Raw genomic sequence first — 23,852 nt, 5'->3', positions numbered from 1 at the left:
CCGTTCGGATGGGAGCCGAGATTAGTTGCGCGTCAACTTGCGATACCTGATCCGGTGCGGCTGATCGGCTTCTTTGCCCAACCGCCGCTTGCGGTCCGCTTCGTAGTCGCTGTAATTCCCCTCGAACCACACGACTTTGCTGTCGCCCTCGAAGGCCAGAATGTGGGTCGCCAAACGGTCGAGGAACCACCGGTCGTGACTGCTGACGACCGCGCAACCGGCGAAGCTCTCCAACCCCTCTTCGAGCGCGCGTAGCGTATTCACATCGAGATCGTTCGTCGGCTCGTCGAGGATGATGAGGTTGGCTCCTTCTTTCAGCATGCGGGCCAGATGCACGCGATTGCGTTCGCCGCCGGACAGCTCCTTCACTTTCTTCTGCTGATCGGTCCCGGCAAAGTTGAATCGTCCGCAATAACCCCGGGCATTCACTTCCACCTTCCCGAGCTTGATCGTGTCCTGGCCGTCGGAGATGATCTCATACACGGTCTTGTTGCCGTCGAGGCTGCGATCCTGATCCACGTAGCCGAGCTTCACCGTGTCGCCGATCTTGATGCTGCCGGAATCCGGTTTCTCTTTGCCGAGAATCATCTTGAACATGGTGGTCTTGCCGGCGCCGTTCGGACCGATCACGCCGACAATGCCGCCCTTGGGCAGGCTGAAATTCACATTCTCATAGAGCACCTTGTCGCCGAACGCCTTGCCGATTCCATTGGCTTCGATGACCACATCGCCCAAGCGCGGTCCCGGCGGAATGTAGATTTCGAGATCGTCCGCGACCTGGTCCTGTTTTTGATTGACGAGTTCCTCATACCGGTTCAGACGCGCCTTGCCCTTCGACTGCCGCGCCTTGGGCGACATGCGGATCCATTCCAACTCGTGCTCGAGAGTTTTCTTCCGCTTCGATTCGGCCTTCTCTTCCTTTTCCAGCCGGTCCTTCTTCTGCTCCAGCCAGGAAGTGTAATTGCCCTGGAACGGAATCCCGTGACCGCGATCGAGTTCCAGGATCCAGCCGGCCACGTTGTCGAGGAAGTAGCGATCGTGCGTCACGGCGATGACCGTGCCCTTATACTGCTGCAAATGCTGCTCCAGCCATTGCACGGATTCGGCATCGAGGTGGTTCGTCGGCTCGTCGAGTAACAGAATATCAGGCTCCTGAATCATGAGACGGCAGAGCGCCACGCGGCGCTTCTCGCCGCCGGAGAGCACCCCGACCTTCGCATCCGCCGGTGGACAGCGGAGCGCGTCCATGGCGACCTCGAGTTCGTTTTCCAACTCCCAGCCATTGGCCGCCTCGATCTTTTCCTGAATCTGCGCCTGCTTGTCGATCAGTTTTTCCATCGTATCGGGATCGGCCGACCCGATCTGATTGCTGACGTCTTCATATTCCTTGAGCAGCGCGACCAGTTCCTTCTTCCCCTCTTCGACCACTTCCTTGACGGTCTTGTTCGGATCGAGCTGTGGCTCCTGTTCGAGCAAGCCGATGCTGTAGCCTTTCGAACGGGTAATTTCACCGGTGTAATTGGGATCCACGCCGGCAATGATCTTGAGCAACGAGCTTTTGCCCGATCCGTTCAAGCCGAGCACGCCGATCTTCGCGCCGTAGTAAAACCCGAGATAGATCTCGCGCAGCACCTGCTTCTTCGGCGGGAACACCTTGCCGACATTGACGAGGGAGAAAATGACTTGTTTATCGTTGGTTGCCATGGGCCCTACCTTCCTCCTTTGCCCGAATTACGACGCAAACCCGCACCATATCAGACAACCCTTTTTTATCACAAGCAACCGGCGTCTCGCGCACTTCCCAACACACCGGAATCTCAGGACACCGACCGGCAAAGGCGGTTGCATAGCATCCAGCGGAAGACCACAATGCATCGAGAGACTGATCGCAAGCGGACTTTCAACATGGGAGTGGCCCGATGATGCACCGGATTCCGTTCTTCGCCCTGATTCTGACCCTGTTGTTCGGATCAGCGGTGGGACCAACGAGCGCGATGGCCTCTTCGGACGAGCGCGAACTCACGGAGTTGGTCGACCGATCGAAGACCACGCTGGAGAGCTTCATGGCTGACCCGAACATGGCCTGGTTTCGAGACCATATCAAGGACGCCAAAGGCGTCTTCATCGTGCCGCGGATGTGGAAAGGCGCGTTCTTCTTCGGAGGGGAAGGCGGGACCGGCGTGTTTCTCGTCAAGAACGCAACCGGCGATGAATGGAGCGATGCGGCGTTCTATACGATGGGGACGGCCAGCGTCGGGTTTCAATTCGGAGTCCAAGCGTCGGAGATCGTCTTGTTGGCCATGACGCAACGCGGCGTCGAATCCATGCTCTCCAATACGTTCAAGCTCGGGGCCGATGTCGCCGTTGCTGCCGGTCCGATCGGCGCCGGAGTCGAGGGCGCCTCCGCCGCGCTGAGCACGGATCTGATCACCTTCGCCAGAGCGAAGGGCCTCTTCGGCGGCATCTCGCTCGAAGGCGCGGTCATCACCGTGCGGGATGAGTCCAATCGCCTGTATTATGGGAAAGCGGTCAGGCCGGTCGATATTCTGATGATGCGGACGGTCTCCAACCCTCTGTCGGCTGGTTTACGGGGCGCCCTGGCCCGGGCCGCAGCGGGGAAATCACCGAGTCAGGCGGACGCTCCCGCTTCAAACTAGGGACGGCTCGTTCAGATCCCCAACTCCTCAGACAACCTCACTTCCGACTCGTCGACGATCTCTTCCAGGCACGTGAAGCAGGAGAAGGGGAATTGATTGACGGGGATCGCGCAGACTTCGCCGACGGGGGATTCATCCAACGCCGGTCCGCCGCATTCTTTATGGATCAGGGTCAGCATCGTGATTCCTTTTACGGTTATCCTAGTACCAGCTTATGAAACTGCTCGACCTGCTCCGGGCTGCTGAGCCGATGGTCGCCGGGAATCAGGTTGAGGTCGATCGGAAACCCCGGGGCTTTGGCCAGCAGCAGCCGGGCGAACTCTCGGCTCCCTTCGGGAAGAATGACTGAATCCTGTAGCCCATGCAGAATGGTCGTGTGTACCGGCCTAAGCCGGTCAAACGTAGCCTGCCAGTAGGCCTCGCTTTCCTCGACCCACTTCCATGACAGCGCCCAATCCTTGTGCAGCGGGTCGTCATCCCACGGCATCCAGCCGGTGCTCTGCCAGGCCTGTCGTCGCTCCGGGGCAATCTGCGTTGCGCGAACGCCCATCATATTGAACGCCGGGGCGATGAGAATGAGCCGGTCGACGAGCTCGAACTCTTGCGCGATCAGCCAGGCAATCCAGCCACCGAGTGAATTGCCGACGATTGTCGTTGGCGGCCCATCTTTGAGAAGAGTACAAACGCTGCGCGCATCGGCGATCCAATCGGACAGAGTGTAGTCCGTGAACCGTCCCTCCGAATCGCCGAACCCGCGCACATCGTAGCAGCAGAATCCCCAGCCCTGCTCCTCGCACCATTGCGCGAGAGCCTTGCTCTTATTCCCCCAGCGCTTGGAGAGAAAACCGGTGATGAAGAGAACTTGACGATCCTTCCCCATCGCGCGATCGCCGCGGATCAGCTTGCCGTCAATGCCTGTACGTCCGAATGAGTGGAGGTCGCTCATGTAGAAGTGGCCGCCTTGGTGATGAACGGCCCCAGCCGTTGCAGCACCACTCTCGGAATCTCATGCCCTCCGCGGAAATTGTGCCATTCAACGGACAGTCCCGCATGGGCCAGCGTGTCGCGCAACCGTTCTGCCCCGGCGTAGGGCAGAATCTCGTCCTGCACTCCGTGGCTCTGAAAGACCGGCAGGCCTTTGCGCTTCGGCAAGAGTGGCCCCCAGATCGGTTGCGCCAGTAACGTTCCGGAGAGCTGGACCAGGCCGGCATAGGGCCGATCGGTATGGAGCATCAGATCGCAGGAGAGCATGGCGCCTTGCGAGAATCCGCCCAGCACCGTCTTCTTCGGATCGGCGTCGAACCTCTGCTCGATCTCTTTCAAGAAACTCAGCATCGTCTCACGCACCGGCGCCAGACCTTTGGGAATATCCTGCGAGAGGTCGCGCACCCGTCCGGCCGCCCGATCCTGGGCAAGGCGCGCCATGTCGATCAGCCACCAAGCCCGCGCGTTACCGGGTCCGAAGCTCAGCGAGAGTGGGCCTTCGGGAAACACAAACCTCGTACCGGCCGGCACACTCAAGGCATCGGCCAGCGGCACCAGATCGTCGCCCGGCGCACCGAAGCCATGGAGCAGCAGGACAAGAGGCCCGCGCCCTCCACCCTTACCGTCCGTACCACCCGTGATTCGTGTCCGCAACCCGCTGATTTGCTCTTCACGCATGTGCTATCCGTTATTTCATGTACAAGTATTGCAGCAGCGCCACCAGACCATAGAGAGAGGACTCGACTACCGGCTGCTGGTACAGCGGAACGAACGCGCCCTGCTCGTTCGCCTCGACCTCGTCGATGATGAACTGGACCTGCTTCATCCGGACATCGCGATCCTGCCCGACTCCCAGAGCCTGGACCATCTGGCGGCTCAACCCGGTCAGCATGGCGGCCTTCGCCTTGCTCGCCGCCTGATACAAAAGGAGCGCCGCCAGCAGAGCCAGCAGAATGTTCAACGCCCAGGAGAACAGGAGCAGTATGGGATAATTCCAGATATCGAAATAGTCGTTGCGGCCGGCGATCATGATCAACAGCGCAATGAAGGGATACCGGATCAGGCGGTTCACGACTTCGGTCCGCTGCCCGATCAGATCCACCACCGCCAGATACTTCAGCTTCTCGAACTCCGCCTTCTGCGCCTCGCCCAGGCCATAATCGCGGAGATACTCTTCCTGCACCCGATCGGACCAGCCGCCGGTCGAGGCGGTGACCCATCCGATCCAGCGCCGACACAACATCACCGCGTCGAAGACAGCCAGATTGAGCAACACTACCAGCACAACGCTCACAAGCGTCAGAACCCAATCGACGGTGCAACTCAAATGTCCCCGGCAAGGGTGGATCATCTCCTCGTCGAGCACCCAGTGCCCCAGCGGCCACATGACCGCTAAGTAGAGAAAGAACAACAGGAGCGTGCGAGCCGCCCGCTGCGCGGGCTTGCCGGCCTCGCGATACCAGGACCAGGCCTGATCCACCGTCGTCGCCGTCATCGTCGCAGCCGGATGAGACACCCGCTTGAGGTTGGTCCAGAAGGTCCCGGGTGAAAACCGCTTGCCGGCGGACTCATCGTGAAACAGGAAATCTTGGCCGATCAGGTCGCTGTTCTTCGCCAGATCGCGCATGCCCTTGGCCAGCAGGATGAGGCAGAGGATTACCACCAGAAAGCGAAGCAATTCGCTCGGCCAGATGCTGATGCCGTCGGTCCATGAAAACGGCTCGCCTTCGTCATGCCCGGCGAGGAGCCTCGTCGCGCCGCCGGAGGCCAGGAAAACCGCGAAGGCCGCCAGAATCAGGATTCCCAGCACTGCCAGCAGCTTCGGATTGCGCGTGACCCAAAGCCAGATCCGCTGATTGCTCCAGGCCACAATCGTGCCAGCTAACAAAACGATCACGAGACTGGCCCCGATCACCGTATTGTCAAACCCGACCCCTTGCTTCAGCTGCCCGTACTGTTCGGTATGGGCAAGATCCGACCGCAGGGGATGAACCGTCCGCAGGCCTTCTCGGTCGACCACGCTCAGGTCCACCGCCCCGTTTCGGCCCACTTCAAAAATCCTCGGATGCGACCCTGCATCGTAGAGCCGATCGTCCGGCGTCAGCGCCGCGTGGTACGCCGATGTGCAGGGCCCTCTCTGAGGCTGATGGCCCTTGAGTTCGCAGGTAACCTGTCCCACCGCCTGCAGCGTGGCGAAATACGCGGAGGTCTGATAACTGCTCCGGAACGGCGGGACGTCGCGCTGGAGCCCCCCTTCCAACTGCAACCCGAAGGGGGATGCGATGACCATGTTGCGTGTCGACTTGTACTCGCTCGGATGAAGATGGCGCGCATCCAGATCCAGCGTAAAAAAGATCGCGTGCGGGAAAAACGGACGGAGCGCCTTGATGATGAGCAGCGCATCGTAGGGATCCGTTCCCATGATCCCGATCGCTCTGGCGCCTTCGCCTTCGTCGTGGATGCGCGCGACCAGCGCACGCACATAGTCGAGCTGGCTGGTGCCCTCCGGACGGTCCCGCCACGTATCGCCGGCCTGATTGGCCGCTGTGGCCTTCGCCCGGGCGGCGCGCGCCGCGTCGTCGCCCGGCACTTCACCGTCCAGGCCGGCCAAATAACTGTAACGAAAGACGTTGAGCGTCAGCGCTTCATAGTCGGCAGGCCGCTGAATCTGCAGATCGACGGCCTGCGGAATGCTGGGACACAACCGCTTGATGTCCACCGGCACCTGGATCTGTTTCAGATCCTCTTCGGAGAACGTCGCCACCTTGGCGCAGGCGGCGGCGCGGAACTCGATCGGCAAGGCTCGTCCGTAAAAAGAATCCCATTCGCCGATGAGAATCACGGCATCCCAACCGAGCCGAACCTGCCGCCGGTCCAATTCAGCGATTAACGATTCGAACTGCCGGTCGTCCGAGCCGATATCATAGACCAGCCGGATGTTCGCGTCGGCCAGCCGGCGATAAAACTCATGTTCGCAATCGTCATAGGTCGCACAGGCCGCGCCTTTGCCGGACTCCGCTTTGAGCCCGTAGGCCAGCAGCCCTTTCATCGCGCTGGCCCAAGGCGAATACAGTTCGATCGACCCGTCGGCATTCGGCCACACCCCGAGCCCGTCATGCGGATTGCCGTACAGGGCCGCGGCCTCGTCCAGCAGTGTGCGATAGGCCGAAGAACTACGCGGGCCGATGATTTTGAAGGTGACCGCCTGCTGTATGGCGGGATTCAGCCGCACGAGCTTGCGCTTGTCGTCGGTAAAAAGGCACTCGCCCCTGCTCGCTTCCTGACAGGCCAGCCCTTGGGACAACGACGTCAAGGTCGCCAAAAAACCGCGGCTCAACGTTTCGTCGGGGAGCCAGACTACCAGGACACTGTCCGCGCGCAAGCCCGGCTCGCCGCAATTGCGAGTCTTTCTTAGCCGATACCATTCATAGGGAAGTCCTCGAACGGCTCCTTGCGGATCCCAATCGACAAATGAAAGATGGGTCTCATCTTCCGGCACATAACAGGCCGCGCCGAGGGCCGTACCGATGGCGTACCGGTCGCGAAGCCGCGTTTCCGCACTCTCTACGTAAGGCCCTCCGCCCGTCGTCGTCAGCAACACGGCGAGGCGCTGTCCGCCCGCCACCCGTTCAGCGATCGCCTCCCGAAGCGTGCTGAGCCGTTGGGCTAATGAGGAGGTCTTCCCGGATGCCGCTTGAGGCGTCCCCTTTTCCCGGATAGCCCGCTCGACCGCAGCCACCGGGTCTTCCCACAGCCGCGCCCGGACCAGCTGCTCGCCGGTGCTCTGCTTCATTTCCAGCCCGGTGCCGACCGGCCGCGAACTGCGCAGCGGTTCCTTCACCAACAACACGCCGGCAATAGCCAGCACGAGGGTGAGAGCTCCGGCTACAGCCAGTTTCGAGTCCCCGGGAGATTTTGCCACAGGTCACACTCCGCAAAAGATGACAGCCCCGCCACTCTACATCAGACAGAGGAGGAGACTGCAAGGAGTTTCCGGAGAACCGCGGCGAGGAGCTGAGCGGATGGGCCGCTCCTAGGGAACGACTCTGAAGATGCCGCCGGCGTTGGACACATAGATATATCCGTCGGCCCCCAGCATCATGCTGAGCAGCGCACCCTGGCCGCCGCTGTACGCCGTACTGGTGCTGCCCAGCTGCGTGAGATCGGCCCCGCTCAAGACCACCCGGCGGATTCGTCCATCGTTCCAGGCCGCGAAGAGAAGGTTATTGCGGTAGGCTGTCGGGTAGGCCGTGGAATTTTCCGGAATCGCGATGATCCCAGTAGGGGCAATCACGGAGACATAGGCGAGGATCGGGTCATGGAAGTTCGCATTGCCCACAATACCTCTGACTGTGGGCCATCCATAATTGCCGCCGGAAATGACACGATTGATTTCATCCGTATCCGACGGCCCGTTTTCAGTTTCCCACAGATGGCCGGTGTGGGGATGGAACGTGAACCCGTAGCTGTTGCGATGGCCCAGACTGAAAATTTTTTGCGCATTGGCGTTCGAGTTTGAAAAGAACGGGTTGTCGGACGGAGCGCTGCCGTCGGGATTGATCCGCAGGATCTTCCCGGCCAGCGTTGTCAGGCTCTGAGCATTCGCTGTATTTTCCGCATCGCCGATGACCACATAGAGCTTCCCGTCCGGCCCGAACTGAATGATGCCGCCATTGTGATTGCCGTTAGCCGGAAGATTGTCGAGGATGATCTGCTGGTTCGTACAGAACCCACCGGACTCGGTGTACCGGACCACCCGATTGCGCAAGGGGCCCGCGGCCGAATGATAGACGTACACAAAATGGTTCGTCGCAAAGTCCGGATCGAGAGTTAAGCCGAGCAGACCCTGCTCCCCGCTCGTGACGATCGCGATCTGGCAAAACTCCGTCGGCACAAGCTGCCATTGCTGATCGATGATGCGAATCTTCCCTGTCAGGCGTTCGTTGAAGAAGACGCGGCCGTCCGGCGCGAGCGAGAGGCCAACAGGAAAATTCAGACCCGACAGGACGGACTGGAGAGTCAAATCACCGGTCGGCGGCTGGCTGACCGAGAAGGCGAGCGTTTTCGTCGCTTCGGCATTCATCAGCTCATTGTGACTTTGATCGGCAAGGACGACCCGAACCGTATGGCTCGCCGAGGACAAACCAAAGATGTCGAAAGACACCGCTGATTTCCAATGGACGAAATGTGTGTGGACGCCGTTGTAGAGCACGCCATTGTCTGCGTCGATGCCAGCGCCGCTATAAAACATGTACGGCACCAGATCGCCGTCGAGATAGAAATGCAGATGGGTTTGACCTGGCGGGCCGACCGTGAAGAACTGCGTCGTGAACGAGACCGTGACGGGACCGACCGGGACCGTGGCGTTCTGCGCCGGGCTCGCCAACGTAACAGTTGCCGGATTTCCAGCTACCGGAGGCGGGGGGACCGAGGGAGCCGGTGAAGTCGAGCCGCCCCCGTCCTGCGTACAGGCGGCGAGCATCATCAGAAACCAGACTGAAACGAGCAGGCTCCTGCCGATCTGTGCCGTCGTCTGAACCTTCACGCTCATGCTCCTTGTACGCCGTGAGACCGCCCAGCGAACCCACCCATTCGATCAGCTGAGCGGCCGTCCTCTTGAACAGGCTTTCCGTAAAGCATAAAAAGTGCCCCGGAGAGATCCCTATTAGGACGAACAACTCACCGATAAATGCTTGCCCCAGTTGGGGGGCGCGGCGGCGTAAGCCTCCATGCTCGGCTGGTCGCTGTAGGGATCTTGCAACAGCGCCAGCAGGCGATCGACTTCTGAGTAGTCCTTCTGCTGTGCCTTCTCGATCGCGGTCTGGGCCAGATAGTTGCGCAACACGTACTTGGGGTTGATCCGGTCCATGCGTGCGCGCCGTTCCCCATCGTGGCTCTGCTCCTTGCGCAACCGTTCGGCATAGCGCTGGGCCCAGGCATTGAATGCCGCACGATCGAGAAAGAAATCACGGAGCGGTTCGTTGAGCGAGTCCGCCGCCGATGAAAAGGCTCCCAGCGCGCGGAAGCAATTTGTGTAATCGGCATGACTCTGCTGCATGAGGCCCAGCAAATCCTGTATCAACGCGGCATCGTCTTCCTGCTCCTGGCTCAACCCGGCCTTGGCCTGCATCAGTTCCATATAGCGGCGCTCGCAGAGAGGCGTGTAGGAATCCAGGGCGGCTTTCAGTGAGTCCTTCTCAGCCAATGGCAGCAGCGCCTGCGCCAGACAGCTCAGATTCCAGAGACCTATATACGGTTGTTGATTGAACGCATAGCGGCCGTTGTGATCGGAGTGGTTGCAGATGAAGCCGGGATCGTAGTCGTCGATAAACCCGAACGGTCCGTAGTCGAGTGTGATGCCGAGAATCGACATGTTATCGGTGTTCATCACGCCGTGGGCCCAGCCGACGGCCTGCCATTGAGCAATTAGCTTCGCCGTCCGCTCGACCACCTCCGTAAAGAACCGCGCGTACTTGTCGGAGACGTCGACCAGATGAGGATAGTGCTGCGCGATGACATAGTCGGCCAGAATTTTCAGCTGCTCATGCTGCTTGCGATAGTAGAAGACTTCGAAGGAGCCGAAGCGGACATGCGTCGGCGCCATGCGCAGCACGACGGCGCCGGTCTCCACCTGTTCACGATAGACCTGGTGATCGCTGCCGACGATGCACAGCGCCCGCGTCGTCGGAATGCCCAGGCCATGCATGGCTTCGCTGCAGAGATATTCGCGAATCGTGGAGCGCAACACGGCGCGACCGTCGCCGTCGCGCGAAAAGGGCGTCATGCCCGCGCCCTTGAGTTGCAGATCCCATTTCTCGCCCCGGTCATTCCAGACTTCACCCAGTAGGATCGCGCGGCCGTCGCCGAGCTGCGGAACATACGTGCCGAATTGATGGCCTGAATAGAGCATCGCCAGAGGCTCCATCCCCGGCACGAGAAGGCTTCCGCCGAACAGGCCGGCGAATTCCGGGCGCGCCGCTTCCGCCGGATCGAGATCGATGAGTTCCGCCGCCGCACGATTGAAGCTGATGAGATAGGGAGCCGACGAGAACGGTGTGGGGTTCAGCTTGGCATAGAACGATTCGGGCAGACGCGCATAGGTGTTATCGAACGAGAGGGTTTCCAATGTACGGCGAGCCACTATCGACCGAGCCCTTCCAGGTCCCGATCCACCGTAAAGACCAGCACCTTCTCGCCGATCTGGGCATTGATATCGGTAAAGAGCGCTAGCGATTTGGCCCCGGTGATGTCGTTCACCTGCTCGAAGAGCTTCTCGCGTCCCTGGGCAATGAGGGTTTGCCGGATTCGTTTGACCATGTCGACGCCTTCAGCGGTCTTGGCCAGTTGTCGCTCAGCCGGCGTCAGGACGCCTTTCAAGCGAACGACGACGAGATCGCGCACGATATAGGCCCGCACATCTTCCGGGCCCCGCCCCATGAACTCCTGTTCGAATTTGATGATGGCATTACGAATCGCCGATTCGATTTCGCCTTTGGTCAGTCCTCTGTTCATCGCGCAACCCTTCCACCCAGATGATAGAGGGTGATTATAGAGGGGCCGCCGAGGAGGCCACAAGAACAAAGCCGCTCCGTCTGGCCGAAAGAGACGGGAGGGCCCGAAGACCTAGATCGCGATGGGCATTGTACCCGCACTCTTGACTACCCCGCGACCGATACCGGATAAGAAACATCAGGATTCAGCTCGGGGTGTCGGTGCTCCTCCGCAAACGCACGGGACAGCCACACCATCGGGCTGACTCACATTCAGAGGCAGTAGGGTGATCGGCACGTTTCGGGCCGGTCGCAGTACAAGCCAACGGGGCGGTGCGTGAATCTGTCGTCGCGTGGCCCCGTTGGCTTTTTGTTTTCCGAAACCGTGAGGTGCCCGTGTACGCCATTCTGCTTCCGTTGCTCCCCCTCTTGACGACGCTCATCGTCGCCGTCGGCGACGAACGCTCACGCCGCGCCCGCGCGCAGCTCGCCATCTTCCCGATCGGCGCGGCATTCTGCGGCGCAATCGCCACCCTCTACATTGTCGCCACGCAGGGACCGATCAGCATTCGCTTTTACGATCCCAACTCAATGGCGTCGCTCACGTTTCCCATCGGCTTGCATATCGACCGGCTCAGCGCCGTCATGATGGTGCTGATCTCGGGGGTCGGCACGGTCATCTATGCCTATTCCATCGACTACATGTACCAGGACCCTCACGAACCGCGGTACCTCGCGCTCATCGGTCTGGCGCTCTTCGTCCTGCTCTGCCTGGTTTCCAGCGCGAACCTCATGATGCTGTTTCTCTTCTGGCAACTCCTGAGTTACCTGCTGTATCTCCTCGCCCATAACCATGCCCATGCGGGCACGCTGGGAGGAGCCTTCAAGACGTTCACGCTGTTGCGGGTCGGAGATATCGCGTTTCTGGCGGGAATCGTCCTGGCCCACGCCCTCTACGGAACGCTGGAGTTTCCGGCCTTGTTTGCCAAGGCGGCTGAATCATCCGTGACGCTGTCGCCCCTGCCGGGATGGGAGATCAGCGGAGCCACGGCCGTGACGCTGCTTCTGTTTATCGGCGGCATGAGTAAATCGGCGCAGTTCCCGTTCCACATCTGGCTCCCCCATTATCTCTATGCCCCGACGCCCGCGACGGCGCTGCTCCATGCCGGCATCATCAATGCCGGCGGGTATCTGATCAACCGGCTGGCGCCTTTGTTCGGGCTGAGTTCGACGACGTTGCATGTGGCGTTCGTGGTGGGGACACTAACGGCGATCGTGGGCGCCACCATGATGCTGGCGCAAAACGACATCAAGAAGACCCTCGGCTTCTCGACGGTCGGTCAGATGGGCTACATGATCATGGAGTGCGGCCTGGGCGCCTTCTCGCTCGCGGTCTTTCATTTGATTGCCCACGGACTGTTCAAGGCCACCATGTTCCTGAACAGCGGCAACGTGATCCACAAAGCCAGACAGGAAGCGCATTTCCCGCATGCGGACCGGCAGGAGGAAGAACAGGCATTTTCTCCCCTCACCTGGTCGACCGGATTCGCGACGACCTTGATGATTCCCCTGCTGATCCTGCTGGTCACCCACGGCGTGCTGCGCATTCCCTTGCTGGAATCCCAAGGCACCGTCATCTTCCTCTTCTTTATTTGGATCACCTCCTCGCAAGCCATTTTGACGCTCACCCGCCTGCGCGCGGTGCCCTCCTGGGAAGTATCGGGGGCCATGCTCGTCACGCTGCTCTTCGTTGTCTTCGTCTATTTGTTCGCCGTCGAATCGTTCACGGCCTTCCTGTATCCCAATCCCGCGGAAGTCGCGTCCTACTTTCAAGCCGCGGATCTTCCGAACTGGCTCTTCGACAGTATCGTGCTCATGGCCACGGTTATGACCGTCCTCAGCTGGTGCTATCTCTATCTGCGCGCCCATGGCCGGACCGTGTGGATGCCGGCCTGGGTGGAAGGCCTGCGGAGCCGCTTCTACGTTCTCTTCATGAACCAGTTGTACGTGGACGGGCTCTACGATCGATTCGGCCGGGCCATCGCACAGACCGCCAGCCGTCTCGACAATCGCGCGGAACGATGAGGCGGCGGATTCCCCTGAAGCGTCGTGGGCAGAACAGGCGAGAGCGACGGCAGGTCCGCCGGGGAAGATTCAAGCCGACTCGGTGCTTGACGATGGTCTAGACAACGTACTAATGATGGACGCCGAGAGGGCCCTCTGACGCGGTCTGTGACCGCCCGATGCCGGGTTCGCGCGAGGCGCGAGGGCGAGGGATAGAAGAGAGATCATCACGTTCCGGTGTTTCCGGTGTTATGGAGTACCCGTGTCGTTCGTGCTGCTCATCCCATTGCTATTACTCGCGGCTGCGTTGATCGTACTGATTGGCCCCGACGAGACGCGCGACCTTCGCGCGAAGATCGCCGCCTATCCGATCGGAGCGGCCTGTTGCGGCGCCATCGGAACCCTCTATGTCGTCGCCGTGCAGGGGCCCATTTCCATTCGCTTCTACGATCCGGGGTCGATGGCCGCGCTCATTTTCCCGATCGGCTTCTACATCGATCGGCTGAGCGCCATCATGATGACGTTGATCGCGGGCGTGAGCACCCTGATCTTCGTCTACTCGACCGGCTACATGTATCAGGATCGCCACATGCGCCGGTATCTGGCCCTGATCTGCTTCACGGACTTTGTGCTGATCTGCATGGTCTCCAGCGCCAATCTGATGATGCTGTTTCTCTTTTGGCAAATCCTGAGCTATCTGCTCTATCTCCTCGCGCACAATCATGAGCATACGGCGACGCTCAAGGGAGCCTTCAACACCTTTACGCTGTTGCGCGTCGCCGATGCCGCCTTTCTGGCTGGCATCGTCCTGGCCTACCGCGTCTACGGCACGCTGGAATTTCAAGAGCTCTTTGCGCGGGCCACGGAGAGTCCGGTCGTATTCTCGCTCTGGCCCGGGCTCGACATCAGCGCTGCGACGGCCGTCACCCTGCTCATCTTCGTCGGAGCCATGGGGAAATCCGCGCAGTTTCCGCTCCATTTCTGGCTGCCCCGGTCGCTCTATGCGCCGACACCCGTGCATGCCTTGCTCCATGCCGGGATCATCAATGCGGGCGGCTTCTTGATCAACAGGCTGGCGCCGCTCTTCGGACTCAGCTCGACGACACTGCATGTCGCCTTCGTCGTGGGCACTCTGACCGCGGTACTGGGCGCTACCATGATGCTGGCGCAGAACGACATCAAGAAAACGCTCGGCTTCTCGACCATCGGTCAGATGGGCTACATGATCATGGAGTGCGGCTTGGGCGCCTTTTCGCTGGCCGTATTTCATCTGATCGCCCACGGACTCTTCAAAGCCACCGTCTTCCTGAATTGCGGGAACGTCATTCACAAAGCCCGGCACGAGCCGCACATCCCCCATGTTGATCAGCAAGAAGAGGAAGAAAACTTCTCCCCGCTCACCTGGTCGACCGGATTCGTAACGACGCTGGTAATTCCCCTGGTCATTCTGCTGGTCACCCACGGAGTCCTACGCATCCCGCTGCTCGAATCGCAAGGCACGGTCATCTTCCTGTTCTTCATTTGGCTGACCTCGTCGCAGGCCATTTTGACCCTCACACGGCTACGCGCGATCGCCTCTTGGAAAGTGTCCTCCGCGATGCTCATGACGCTGCTCTTCGTCGTCTTCGTCTATTTATTCGCCGTCGAATCGTTCACGGCCTTCCTGTATCCCAATCCCGCGGAAGTCGCGTCCTATTTTCAAGCCGCGGACTTGCCCAACTGGATGTTCGACGGCATCGTCCTCATGGCCACGGTCATGACCGTCCTCAGCTGGTGCTATCTCTACATGCAGGCCCACGGCCGGACGATCTGGCTGCCGAAGTGGGCCGCACGCTGGGTTGAGAGCGGACGAAACGGATTATATGTCCTGTTTATGAATCGGTTGTACGCCGACGAACTCTATCAACTGCTGGGACGGACGGTCATGCGCATCGTCCATCGCTTCGATAAACGCGAACGCGGGTGGTCTCGATGATCGACGCAACCCTCATTCCCTGGATCCTTGCGGGCGTGCCCCTGCTGGGCGCGGCGTTAAGCCCGGCCTGGTGGGCCCACCCCCACCGGCTCATGACCTGGTCGGTCGGTGTCTGCGCCGTCAGCCTGGCGTCTGTCGCTGTATTCGCCGGCGCGCTGACGGCGCCGCCCGAAGGCCTGCTCCTGCTGTTTTTGCTTCCGCTCGCCGCTGGGGTGTCACTCCTGGGCCAACCGCATCACTTGGACCATCGCGCCTCCTGGGTTCTGACCCTGGTAGCGCTCAGCCTGGGACTCGGCGCGCTCGCAAGCCAGCCGGTCACTGCCAAACTGTTCCTGATCGCGATCCACGGTTTCGTCATCGTCTTGCTCTATCGCCATCACACGCCGCTCTGGCCCATTTCCTGGTGGGGCCTCGGGGCCTACACCCTCGGCGCCCTCTGTCTGGTACTGACGCTGGTCGCCGCCCCGCCGCTGTCGTCGATGGCGGCGCTGCTGGCCTGCACGATTCTTCTGCCCGTGGTGCCCTTTCACGACGGGCATCTCACCGCGTTGACCCGGCTGCCCGGTAATTTGCCGTCGTTCATGGTCCTGCTCTTTCCGGCGCTCGGCCTGCATGCCCTGGCCCCGCTCGCGCCGACATTGCCGGATCCCGTCGTTTGGGTGATGAGCGTCCTCGCCCTGGCCGGCGCCATCTATGGCGCCATCAAGGCGCTGGCCCAATCGCGCGTACGACTCCTGCTGGCCTACAGCAGTCTCTCGTTCTTTTCGATGCTCTGGTGGTGTGTCGTGACCACACGCACAGCCACCCCGCGCGCCGCCCTCTTCGTCGGCGCCGTCGGGCTCGTGATGTGCGGGCTCCTGTTGGCCTGGCAAATTATCCGCACGCGCTACGGAGACGACGTGGATCCGCAAGCCATCAGCGGGTTGGCCTCCACCATGCCCCAGTATGCCGTGCTGCTGTCACTGCTGGCACTGGCCGCCATGGGGCTGCCGCCGTTCGGCGTGTTCGCGGGCTTCATGGGTCTGTTGCTGTCGTCTACCGCAGCCTTTTCGACCGGCATTATTGTGCTGGTCTGTGCCTGGCTGGCGTCGTCCTGGTACATTTTGGATCTGGTCCAGAGGCTTCTGTTCGGCACGCGCCGCACCGACTTGCGCTACGCCGACTTGCTCCAGAGTGAGCTAGTGGCGCTGATCATCGTCGTCTTGACGCTACTCGCACTGGGCGTGACCCCGATCAGCCTGTTCGGATCGGATCAGACGACCGCCACAACCGGCGTTCACTCGGAACCCGCCGGCACCAACCCAGGATCGCTTGTATGGAACCGATAAACCCGGCGCTCGATATCGAATCCAGACGGATGGAGCTGCGCGGCGTGGTCCAACTCGCCGGTGAAGTGATTGCGCAGTACTGGCCGATGCGGACCTTCGTCCACCACAATCCGCTCCACAGCCTTGAATATCTCCCGTTTGAAGAGACGGCCCGGCGCGGCAAGCAATTCATGGGAGGGCATAGTTATCTTCCCGGCACGCTCTATCGCGAGTATCTGAAGACGGGCCGGATCGAGCTGGGCCATCTCGATGCCGCCTTGAAGTCGCTCGTTCTGGATCAGTCGGTCACGATCGGCTCGCGCCGGATCCCGCACGGCGACGTGTTGCGAGCCTGTCTCACGGATGGCCTCTGCGCCCTTGCGACGGAGCCGCTGGACGATCAACTCCACGATCCCGCGCAAGCCGTGATCGACATCGTGGCGGCGAGTCTGTCTTCCGAGTGGGCCTTCCCCGATCTCCGCAAGCGGATTCACCGCATTGTCGAAGGCGACCAAGCGGCCCTGGGCCGGTGGCTCACGCTGTCGCATTGGTGCGACGACACCTTCGGGACACAGATCGTCCAGCAGATCAACCATGAACTCATTAAGTGGTGCGAGGCCTTCCTGGATGAAGGCCATGCCACCTGGGCGATGCCGGGACGGGAAAAAGGACTCTACAACGCCTGGAGAGACCTGGCAGCTCAGGAATGGTCGCCCTGCGGCATCGCCGACAGCCGGAGAAAAATATCCCGCCTGCCCGACCATCCGGAGGACGCGCTGCGGCAAAGTCTGGACGCACTCGGCATTCCCGCTAATCTGCTCCAGGATTACTTGTCGCTGCAATTGACCGCGCTCCCCGGCTGGGCCGGCTTCATCAAGTGGCGCGCGGAAGAACGCGATTATCCCTGGCAGAAAGCCTATCCGGTCGGCCTCGTGAAATTTCTCGCCATCCGCATCTGGTACGCCAGCGAGTTGGTGCAGAAGACCTGCCGCGAAGAACTCGGCATTGAGGGGCGCTACGACGCCATCGTCGCCTATATGCGCGAGCACCCCGACGAATACTATCTGAGGAGACAGCGGGTCGCCGGGCGATTGCCCGCGCTATATGCCGAGGAAGTGGATCGGCTCCGGCATCACAAAGGAAACGGGTGGGGTCGTGTCATCGAGCGCTACGGGACGGACGTAGTCCCACGGCAGGAAATTGCCGCCCGACGCGGCGCCGCCAAGCAGTTGATCGCATTGGCTCGCTCCTTGGAACTGGATCCGGCCGTCTTAGCCGAAACGCCACACGCCGTGCTGAAGCAGCTCTTCGACTGGATGGAGTCATTTCCCGAGTCGGACCATGGACCGGTGTGGCTCAAAGCACTGGAGGCCGCCTACCAGCAGCGTCTGCTCGCCCAGTTGCGGACCACGCCGCAGCAGCGCACCCTGCCGGCGGACCAGCCCGGTACGAACCGCCCCTATTCGCAATCGGTCTATTGCATCGATGTGCGCTCCGAGCCGTTCCGCCGGCACCTGGAGTCTACCGGCCCGCACGAGACCTACGGCTTCGCCGGATTCTTCGCGGCCTTCATACGCTATCGCGCCTGGGGCAAGGAACACGACACCGAGCAGTTCCCCGTGATCATGCGCGCGAAGAACGAGGTGCGCGAAATCCCCCGGAGCTATCTCGATCACAAAGTGTCGAAACACGAAGCCCGCACCAAGTGGGTCCATGCCGGCCATACGCTGCTGCACGATTTGAAAGAAAATGTCGTGACCCCCTATGTCATGGTGGAATCGCTCGGCTGGTTCTACGGCCTGCCGATCTTCGGCAAGACCCTCCTGCCGTCGCTCTATCAGCGCTGGACCTCCTGGTTGCGGCGCCTGTTTGTCCCGGCCATCGCGACGACGCTGACCGTCGACAAGATGGCCCCGGCCGAAACCGCGGAGATGCTGGCGGCCGAACACCACGCCGTCGTCCGAAAAGTGCTGCATGAGCAGGGCGGATTGCGCAGCTCGCGCATCACCCCGGTCCTCGTCGAAACCCTGCGGCAACAAGCGCTGAACGGCCAGGCCGATCTGGACACGGTGCTCCTGGACGCGGCGAAACCCGCCGAGCTTTCGCCGGAGGTCTTGCGCACACTCGTCGATATCCTCCGGCGCCAGTACGACCTCACCGCGCGCGCAGCCTCTCGGCAGAAGGAACGGATCACCCGGACCGGGTTCACGCTGGAGGAACAGACCCTCACGGTCGATACGGCCCTGCGGATGATGGGGCTGACGAACAACCTGGCCCGGCTGGTCCTGATCTGCGCCCACGGCAGTACGTCGGAAAACAATCCCTATGAGTCGGCCCTGGACTGCGGCGCCTGCGGCGGCAACGAAGGCAAACCGAATGCCCGCGCCCTGGCCATGATGGCGAACAACCAAAAAGTGCGCGAGCGGCTGGCCAAGAATAAACTGGTGATTCCGCCCGACACCCACTTTCTGGCCGGCCAGATGGATACGACGACGGATGAAGTCCAACTGTTCGATCTGGAAGATGTGCCGCCCACCCATCGCGCCGACCTGGCGCGGCTCCAGGGAGATCTGAAGGAAGCCTCCACCCTGACGAGTCAGGAACGGTGTACACGTTTTCCTGACGTGGAGCAGCCGCTGGACGAGGGCGCCGCTGAATCGCACGTGCGGCAACGGAGTGTAGACTGGAGTCAGGTCAGGCCAGAGTGGGGCCTCTCGAGCAATACGGCGTTTGTGATCGGGCGCCGAGAACTGACGAGGGGACTCAACCTCGAAGGACGGGTGTTTCTGCAATCCTACGACGCGCGCCAGGATCCGAGCAGCCGGCTCCTGGAAGTGTTGTTGACCGGCCCGCAAGTCGTGGCGCAATGGATCAACATGGAGCATTATTTTTCCGCGGTCGACAACGACGTGTACGGCAGCGGCAGCAAGATCTACCATAACGTCGTGGGACGGATCGGAATCATGTCGGGCCCCTGGAGCGACCTCCGTCTGGGCTTGGCCAGACAAACGGTGATGAACGGCGACGTCCCCTACCACGAACCGATGCGGCTTCTGAGCATCGTGGAGGCGCCGCGCGACCGCATCGACAAACTGATCGAGCGGCACGAAATCCTGCGGCACTATTATCACAACGAGTGGGTACACCTCGTTGCCCTCGACCCCGATGACCAGCTGTGGTATCGGTATCGCCCCACGGGCGAATGGGTGCCGCTCGCGTAACGAGACCGTGCCTGCGCGGAAAGCACGTCGAACAACAGTTTTGGTAGAGCAAGCGTCATCAACACGAGGCTATTAAAAAAGCCGCCGCGAGCCAAGAGACCAGACGTACAATATTGATACGTTGATCTTTGAGCGATGCGAGAACGATGCTGGCGGGGGGTTCAACAGGCCCACGCAGCGAAGGAAGGAGGACTCAGATGGGCGCGTTGACATTGCATCCGATGAAAGAGATTCGTGTGATCGTCGCGGGAGAGCACCAGGCCTTTGTGACGGAGTTGCTGGATCGCGTCAAAGCGACCGGCTATACCATCATCGGCAACCTGGCCGGCAAGGGGCACCACGGCGTTCGGGAGGCCCATTTCATGTTCAGCGAGCAGGAAAGCCTCGAGATGATCATGACCGTCGTCCCGGAAGACAAGGTCGAGCCGATCCTCTCCGGCCTTCGGCCGCTGTTTGAAAAGCACTCCGGGGTCATGTTCGTCACGGATGTGTCGGTGAGCCGTCAGGAATATTTCGGGAAGAAGGCCAAAAGCGCCTAGTCGGAAGCTGACAATAGGTAGAACGCTCTGAGCGCCGTGAGAACGCCGCTGGCAGGCTTTCTCAACAACCGACTGAGACCGCCCTTGTCTTCCACGCCCTGACTTGTCTAGAATGGGCCCCTCTTTGATGGTTCTTGCAGGCTGTTCAAAAAGGCTGTCCAGCGAGGCCGCAGTGAGTGAGAGGCCGAGGCGTACTTCTCAGTACGTTGAGCATTGAACGATACGAGAACGAAGCTGGAAGGTTTTTTCAACAGCCTGCTTGGGAGTTTGCGATGAAGGGCTTACGCTTCGAACGCATCGGCAAGGGTCGCTACTACAACGTGGTCTTCCACATTGGAAGCACCTACATTCCCGTCAGCGACGATACGGTCGAAGAACTTCGGACCCAGAGCCTGCTGCCTGCCGAGCGCTTCCTCGATCTCCTCGTCGACCGCGTCGGCTACTCCTCCTACCTTAAAGATCAGATCCGCACAGAACTGAAATCCTCCGGCGATCCAGTCACTCAGATCACCGTCCTGCAAGGCGCGATTCGCGAACTGTAATCGGTCGCTGAAAATCCGACCTTCTCACTCCTCCAACCGTCGATGCCTCCGGACTCTCCCTGAGTCTTGAGTGAACCCTACTTTTTCATACCGGTGGCGAGAACCGTCTTGACAAGAGGCCGCCCTCATTGCAATTCTCTCGTTACGTGCCGACCTTAGCGACCGTACTTTTTACAGAGAAGGAGCACTGCATGACGACCGAACCATCCGATGACAAGCGCCCGACTCCCGATCCTGCCGAAGATAACGCTTTTTTTCCTTCGCCCTATTCCCTCGGGAAATTCACATCGGCTAAGTCCGATCTAGACGCGGCCGAGTACCCGAACGCCTACCGCGGCGGGAAGTGGAAAGTGTTGATGATCGCCACGGACGAACGTTACCTGCTCATGCAAAACGGCACGATGTTTTCGACCGGCAACCATCCTGTCGAAATGTTGCTGCCGATGTATCATTTGGACAAAGCAGGATTTACGATCGACATCGCGACGCTCTCGGGAAATCCCGTTAAGCTGGAACTCTGGGCGCTGCCGAAAGAGGACGCTGCGGTCCGGAGCATCTACGATAAGTATCGCCAGAAGCTGAAGAGCCCGTTGACCCTGTCGGACGTGATCGCACACCAGTTGGGCGATCATTCCGACTATATCGCCGTCTTTATACCCGGCGGCCACGGAGCCCTGGCCGGCATTCCATTCAGTCTGGACGTCAAGACAGTGTTGCAGTGGGCCGTGGCACGAGAGAAATACATCATCTCGCTATGCCATGGCCCGGCTGCGCTACTGGCGGCCGCCGTCGGCGAGACCAAGGACCGGTACCTCTTCAAGGGCTATAGTATCTGTGTCTTCCCTGACTCCATTGACGAGAAGACGCCGGACATCGGTTATATGCCTGGTAGACTGCCGTGGCTCATCGGTGAAAAATTGAGAGCGCTGGGGGTCACCATTCTTAACAGCGACATCACCGGTCAGACACACCAAGATCGGCGGTTGATCACGGGGGATAGTCCGTTCGCCTCCAACAATGTTGGGAAAGCAGCCGCGAAGGCTCTTCTTAACGAAGTCGGCGCCGGCTGAGACACACTACAATCCGATTGCAGCGATACTGATCCACGGTACGCGGAGATCCCGCTATCCGCTGCAATCGGTTGTCGTGCCTATCCGCATAGGCAACTCTATGCCAACGAGCGGACGGCGTCCTCGATGAGTGCGACGATTGCATCGGGATGCGATGCCAAGGACGCATGGCTTGCCCCCAGGGTGATGATCTTGCGCGGATTCATCCGCCCCGCCATGTGCGTCTGATTCTCCGGGTGGATCATCCGGTCCTCGCTGGACACCTGATACCAGCACGGCTTCTTCTTCCATGCAGGGACAGTGATCTTGTCGCCGAACGTGCCGGCCACCGGCGCTTTCTGCGTGACCGCCATCACCAAGGCTTCGTCCGGGGTCAGATCTTGGCAGAAGCTCTCGTGAAACTTGTCAGGCTTAATCCAGAGGTAACCATCGCTGTCTGGCGCTAGGTTGGCGATCGCCGCCGGAGGCTTGGCCTGGCTGATTCCACCGGGGCTCTCGCCGGCGTCAGGCGCAAAGGCCGCGATGTAGATGAGGCCGCTCACGTTCGGAAGATCGCCCATCTCGGTGATCACCGCGCCGCCGTACGAATGTCCGACCAACAGCACCGGGCCCTGTTGCTGCACTGCCATCTTGCGGGCGCGCGCAGCATCGTCGGCCAGCGAGGTCAACGGCAACTCGACCGCACGCAGCTGGTCGTATCCTTTGTGCGACAGTGCAAGGATGACCTTGCTCCAGTGTGCCGCACCACCCCAGAACCCATGCACGAATAATATAGTGGGTTTCGTCGTCATTGCGGTTTTCCTTTCCTATTCATGACCGTTCACGGACTCGAAATATACTCAAATATCCCATTCCGCACGGTCTTAGAAGAAGGAGATACCGGAGGCGTAGCCTCTGGGCTACGTTGAGGATCTGAACGATGCGAGAACTCAGCTGACGGACTTTTTCAGCATTCTGTTAGTCCGGCACCTGGCCTTCTTGGAACAGCTGATTCATGATCGCGTTGCGCATTTCGGGGTCGCGATAGTGCTTCACGGCTTTGGTGTAGTTTTCCATCGCGCTCTGGCGCTTGCCGCGGATGGCGTAAAGCTCGGCGATGCCGTGGTAGGCCCGGGGGTCTTCATCATTGCATTTCAATGCGCGGCTGAATAATTCCTGCGCGTCCTGGAACTGCCGCTTTCTGAGCGCGAGCCAGCCGAGCGCCGAGTGTGCCGATCCGAACTCGGGATTGGCTTCCTGCGCGTCACGATAGGATCGTTCGGCTAAATCCAACCGCCCGCGCGTTTCATAGAGCCCGCCCAACGCGAAGTGGACCTCGGCGTCTTTCGGATTCAGTTTCAGCGCCGTCTTGTACGACTGCACGGCGGGCTCCATCTTTCCCTGTTCCGCCAGGGCACAGGCGAGGTTGGCGTGGGCGATGTGATCGTCGGGGTTGAGCTTGATGACTTCGCGATACTGTGGAATGGCCATTTCAAGCCGGCCCTGCTCCTGGTAGGCCACGCCGAGATTGGTGCGGGCTGGAGCATACTCCGGCGCGAGCCGCACGGCTTCGCGATATTCTTTGATCGCCATTTCGAGATGATTCGCCCGCTCGTGGATCTGCGCGAGAAAGTAATGCGGGTAGGCCGACTCAGGGGCAAGTCTCGCCGCTTCTTTGTAGGACTTCATGGATTGTTCCGACTCGCCGGACTGGGCAAGGAACAACCCCATGATTAGATGGGCGTGGGCATTCTCCTGCTGCCGCCCGACGAAGGCTTCCACCCACTGCTTGACCTCGGCAATATCATCGGCTTCGTGCAGGCAGCGGGCATGCGCCTGCCAGGCCTCGGCGAACTGCCCGCGCACGAGATGCACGGCGTTCAGCGCAAAATGCGGGCGGGGATCTTTTTCGACTCCCGTTGGAAGATGGCGAGCCCAGGCGCGGGCCTCTTGCTCGGCAAGGTCCCATTGCCCGGCGAGGAGTGCGGTTTCACATGCGGTTTGATGATCAGGCATGGCGTATC

At 60.5% G+C, this 23,852-nt stretch carries 18 protein-coding genes; 8 read left to right on the top strand and 10 right to left on the bottom strand.

The features are described 5' to 3' along the window. Positions 1–21 precede the first annotated feature (21 nt). Complete coding sequence (ettA, locus tag NITLEN_RS07270; protein ID WP_121988937.1) at positions 22–1,704, bottom strand: energy-dependent translational throttle protein EttA; 1,683 nt, start codon at positions 1,702–1,704, stop codon at positions 22–24. Positions 1,705–1,919: 215 nt separating this feature from the next. Here ettA and NITLEN_RS07265 point away from each other — a divergent pair, with 215 nt between their 5' ends. Continuing rightward, the gene (locus tag NITLEN_RS07265; protein ID WP_219999404.1) at positions 1,920–2,657 is read left to right on the top strand and encodes a lipid-binding SYLF domain-containing protein; all 738 of its coding nucleotides are present in this window, start codon (positions 1,920–1,922) and stop codon (positions 2,655–2,657) included. A gap of 11 nt (positions 2,658–2,668) precedes the next feature. On the opposite strand, the gene NITLEN_RS18075 is transcribed toward NITLEN_RS07265, so the two are convergent. The 7 genes from NITLEN_RS18075 to NITLEN_RS07235 form a co-directional block, all read right to left on the bottom strand. Continuing rightward, positions 2,669–2,836, bottom strand: coding sequence for a hypothetical protein (locus tag NITLEN_RS18075; RefSeq protein WP_181416697.1), 168 nt, complete (start codon positions 2,834–2,836; stop codon positions 2,669–2,671). Between the two features lie 17 nt (positions 2,837–2,853). Continuing rightward, positions 2,854–3,603, bottom strand: coding sequence for an alpha/beta hydrolase (locus NITLEN_RS07260; protein WP_121988936.1), 750 nt, complete (start codon positions 3,601–3,603; stop codon positions 2,854–2,856). Then, on the bottom strand, positions 3,600–4,319 hold the full coding sequence (locus NITLEN_RS07255) for an alpha/beta hydrolase (protein ID WP_121988935.1): 720 nt from the start codon (positions 4,317–4,319) through the stop codon (positions 3,600–3,602). The genes NITLEN_RS07260 and NITLEN_RS07255 overlap by 4 nt, the downstream gene beginning before the upstream one ends. A gap of 10 nt (positions 4,320–4,329) precedes the next feature. Next, positions 4,330–7,563, bottom strand: a complete 3,234-nt coding sequence (locus NITLEN_RS07250) for a hypothetical protein (RefSeq protein ID WP_121988934.1) — start codon at positions 7,561–7,563, stop codon at positions 4,330–4,332. A gap of 111 nt (positions 7,564–7,674) precedes the next feature. Beyond that, positions 7,675–9,192: a PQQ-dependent sugar dehydrogenase gene (locus tag NITLEN_RS07245; RefSeq protein ID WP_121988933.1), complete on the bottom strand. Its 1,518-nt coding sequence runs from the start codon at positions 9,190–9,192 to the stop codon at positions 7,675–7,677. Between the two features lie 114 nt (positions 9,193–9,306). Continuing rightward, entirely contained in the window at positions 9,307–10,782 is a 1,476-nt protein-coding gene (locus tag NITLEN_RS07240; RefSeq protein WP_121988932.1) for a protein adenylyltransferase SelO, read from the bottom strand. Continuing rightward, a complete protein-coding gene (locus NITLEN_RS07235; RefSeq protein ID WP_121988931.1) occupies positions 10,782–11,153 on the bottom strand; it encodes a Na-translocating system protein MpsC family protein in 372 nt (123 codons plus the stop codon). Before NITLEN_RS07235 ends, NITLEN_RS07240 begins: the two co-directional genes overlap by 1 nt. A 374-nt stretch (positions 11,154–11,527) precedes the next feature. Here NITLEN_RS07235 and NITLEN_RS07230 point away from each other — a divergent pair, with 374 nt between their 5' ends. The 7 genes from NITLEN_RS07230 (at position 11,528) to hchA (ending at position 21,849) form a co-directional block, all read left to right on the top strand. Further along, positions 11,528–13,216, top strand: coding sequence for an NADH-quinone oxidoreductase subunit 5 family protein (locus NITLEN_RS07230; RefSeq protein ID WP_121988930.1), 1,689 nt, complete (start codon positions 11,528–11,530; stop codon positions 13,214–13,216). 241 nt (positions 13,217–13,457) lie between these two features. Next, positions 13,458–15,170, top strand: coding sequence for an NADH-quinone oxidoreductase subunit 5 family protein (locus NITLEN_RS07225; RefSeq protein ID WP_121988929.1), 1,713 nt, complete (start codon positions 13,458–13,460; stop codon positions 15,168–15,170). Continuing rightward, the gene (locus NITLEN_RS07220; protein WP_121988928.1) at positions 15,167–16,498 is read left to right on the top strand and encodes a proton-conducting transporter transmembrane domain-containing protein; all 1,332 of its coding nucleotides are present in this window, start codon (positions 15,167–15,169) and stop codon (positions 16,496–16,498) included. Before NITLEN_RS07225 ends, NITLEN_RS07220 begins: the two co-directional genes overlap by 4 nt. Beyond that, positions 16,486–19,698, top strand: a complete 3,213-nt coding sequence (locus tag NITLEN_RS07215) for a DUF2309 domain-containing protein (RefSeq protein WP_121988927.1) — start codon at positions 16,486–16,488, stop codon at positions 19,696–19,698. Before NITLEN_RS07220 ends, NITLEN_RS07215 begins: the two co-directional genes overlap by 13 nt. A gap of 197 nt (positions 19,699–19,895) precedes the next feature. Then, positions 19,896–20,237, top strand: coding sequence for a P-II family nitrogen regulator (locus tag NITLEN_RS07210; protein ID WP_121988926.1), 342 nt, complete (start codon positions 19,896–19,898; stop codon positions 20,235–20,237). Positions 20,238–20,509: 272 nt separating this feature from the next. Continuing rightward, entirely contained in the window at positions 20,510–20,779 is a 270-nt protein-coding gene (locus tag NITLEN_RS07205) for a hypothetical protein (RefSeq protein WP_121988925.1), read from the top strand. Between the two features lie 191 nt (positions 20,780–20,970). Beyond that, on the top strand, positions 20,971–21,849 hold the full coding sequence (gene hchA / locus NITLEN_RS07200; RefSeq protein WP_121988924.1) for a glyoxalase III HchA: 879 nt from the start codon (positions 20,971–20,973) through the stop codon (positions 21,847–21,849). A gap of 98 nt (positions 21,850–21,947) precedes the next feature. Here the strand turns inward: hchA and NITLEN_RS07195 are convergent, their stop codons facing one another. Then, positions 21,948–22,640 (bottom strand): alpha/beta hydrolase, encoded by a 693-nt coding sequence (locus tag NITLEN_RS07195; RefSeq protein ID WP_121988923.1) that lies wholly within the window; start codon positions 22,638–22,640, stop codon positions 21,948–21,950. A gap of 166 nt (positions 22,641–22,806) precedes the next feature. After that, a complete protein-coding gene (locus NITLEN_RS07190; RefSeq protein WP_121988922.1) occupies positions 22,807–23,844 on the bottom strand; it encodes a tetratricopeptide repeat protein in 1,038 nt (345 codons plus the stop codon). Positions 23,845–23,852: the final 8 nt, after the last annotated feature.

Source organism: Nitrospira lenta, assembly GCF_900403705.1.
Classification (GTDB): Bacteria; Nitrospirota; Nitrospiria; order Nitrospirales; family Nitrospiraceae; genus Nitrospira_D; species Nitrospira_D lenta.
This window is presented reverse-complemented; position numbering and strand designations above follow the sequence as displayed.

Bases quoted from the DNA above. Each gene is read 5' to 3' on its own strand.
- ettA (WP_121988937.1), bottom strand. From the start codon at position 1,704: ATGGCAACCAACGATAAACAAGTCATTTTCTCCCTCGTCAATGTCGGC.
- NITLEN_RS07265 (WP_219999404.1), top strand. From the start codon at position 1,920: ATGATGCACCGGATTCCGTTCTTCGCCCTGATTCTGACCCTGTTGTTC.
- NITLEN_RS18075 (WP_181416697.1), bottom strand. From the start codon at position 2,836: ATGCTGACCCTGATCCATAAAGAATGCGGCGGACCGGCGTTGGATGAA.
- NITLEN_RS07260 (WP_121988936.1), bottom strand. From the start codon at position 3,603: ATGAGCGACCTCCACTCATTCGGACGTACAGGCATTGACGGCAAGCTG.
- NITLEN_RS07255 (WP_121988935.1), bottom strand. From the start codon at position 4,319: ATGCGTGAAGAGCAAATCAGCGGGTTGCGGACACGAATCACGGGTGGT.
- NITLEN_RS07245 (WP_121988933.1), bottom strand. From the start codon at position 9,192: ATGAGCGTGAAGGTTCAGACGACGGCACAGATCGGCAGGAGCCTGCTC.
- NITLEN_RS07235 (WP_121988931.1), bottom strand. From the start codon at position 11,153: ATGAACAGAGGACTGACCAAAGGCGAAATCGAATCGGCGATTCGTAAT.
- NITLEN_RS07220 (WP_121988928.1), top strand. From the start codon at position 15,167: ATGATCGACGCAACCCTCATTCCCTGGATCCTTGCGGGCGTGCCCCTG.
- NITLEN_RS07215 (WP_121988927.1), top strand. From the start codon at position 16,486: ATGGAACCGATAAACCCGGCGCTCGATATCGAATCCAGACGGATGGAG.
- NITLEN_RS07210 (WP_121988926.1), top strand. From the start codon at position 19,896: ATGGGCGCGTTGACATTGCATCCGATGAAAGAGATTCGTGTGATCGTC.
- NITLEN_RS07205 (WP_121988925.1), top strand. From the start codon at position 20,510: ATGAAGGGCTTACGCTTCGAACGCATCGGCAAGGGTCGCTACTACAAC.
- hchA (WP_121988924.1), top strand. From the start codon at position 20,971: ATGACGACCGAACCATCCGATGACAAGCGCCCGACTCCCGATCCTGCC.
- NITLEN_RS07195 (WP_121988923.1), bottom strand. From the start codon at position 22,640: ATGACGACGAAACCCACTATATTATTCGTGCATGGGTTCTGGGGTGGT.
- NITLEN_RS07190 (WP_121988922.1), bottom strand. From the start codon at position 23,844: ATGCCTGATCATCAAACCGCATGTGAAACCGCACTCCTCGCCGGGCAA.